Origin of the sequence: Mesorhizobium sp. M7A.F.Ca.US.005.03.2.1, from assembly GCF_003997795.1 — a bacterium.
In the GTDB taxonomy this organism is placed as follows: Bacteria; Pseudomonadota; Alphaproteobacteria; order Rhizobiales; family Rhizobiaceae; genus Mesorhizobium; species Mesorhizobium ciceri.
Genome location: NZ_RZRP01001267.1, coordinates 1 through 1,220 on the forward strand (window position 1 = coordinate 1; position 1,220 = coordinate 1,220).

Here is a 1,220-nt window from a genome sequence, read left to right on the forward strand (position 1 = left end):
ATACGGTCATCTATCACCGACACCAGCCGGCCGCTCGCGAGGTCGGGCGCGGCAATGAAATCCGGCAGGACGGTGAATCCCAGCCCGGACACGGCCGCGGCTCTCGCCGTCATCGGGCTGTTGACCTCGATCGGACCCGACACCGAAACGCTGACCGGATCGCCATTGTCGCCCTTGAACGGCCAGTTGTTCAGTCCGCGGCCATTGGTGTCGACGATGCAAGGCATGCGGCTGAGATCCTGCGGCCGTGTCGGCGTGCCATGCTTGGCGATCAGTTCGGGGGAGGCGCAGAGCTTTATCGAAAACGGCGCCAGACGCCTGGCGATCAGCGACGAGTTCTCCAGCCGCGAGATGCGCACCGCAAGGTCGAAGCCTTCCTCGACCAGATCGACGAAGCGGTCGTCGAGCTGGATGTCGAGCACGATGTCTGGATGCTGCTTGGCGAAGTCGATCAGCGACTGGCCGATCGGCGCGTCGGCGAAGGTGCGCGGCGCCGACAGCTTGATCCGGCCGCGCACGTCGCCGGAGGATTCGCGCACCGCGTCGGCCAGGCTGTCGACCTCGCGCACGATCTCCGAGGCGCGCCGGTAATAGGTGTGGCCGGCCTCGGTCATCGAGAACTGGCGCGTGGTGCGGTTGAGCAGCAAAGCGCCGAGTTCGTCCTCCAGCTCGCGCACATATTTCGACAGCAAGGCCTTGGAGCGGCCGATCTTGCGCGCCGCCGCGGAAAAGCCCTCGGCCTCGACCACGTCGATGAAGGCACGCATGCGCGTCAGTGTGTCCATGGTCAGGCCTTTCGTGCCGCGTCGAGAAGTTTCCGGCCGAGCCGTATCAGGGCAATGTCGCTGCCGGAAGGGCCAAGCAGCGACAGGCCGAACGGGGCGCCGGCGACCGAGCCGACGGGCAGTGTGATCTGTGGAAAACCGGACAGGCCGGCCAGGCACAGAAGCTGGAGCGCCCGTTCGCGATAGGCCTGGAACTGCTCCGGCGTGCTGTCCACGTAAGGCGCCGGACCAGGCACCGTCGGCAGGACAAGGAAGCCGTCCTTGCCGAGCAGGGCGCTCAGTTCGCCGCGAAAGGTCAGACGCCGCACCTTCTCGGCCTGGGCTGTCTTGTCGTCGACGGCGCGGCCGAAGCCGAATCGCTCCTCGACGCCGGGGCCGAGGTCGCGCTCGCCGCTGGTGATCCATTCGCCATGCACCGCCCAGGCCTCCCTGGCC

At 67.0% G+C, this 1,220-nt stretch carries 1 protein-coding gene and 1 pseudogene; both read right to left on the bottom strand.

Annotated elements, in window-relative coordinates; all coding sequences use genetic code 11:
- A partial coding sequence (locus EN991_RS36890) for a LysR family transcriptional regulator (RefSeq protein ID WP_164769695.1) occupies positions 1–785 on the bottom strand: 785 nt, incomplete at its 3' end.
- A 2-nt stretch (positions 786–787) separates the two neighbouring features.
- Positions 788–1,220, bottom strand: a pseudogene (locus tag EN991_RS36895) (amidase family protein); the annotation flags it as partial.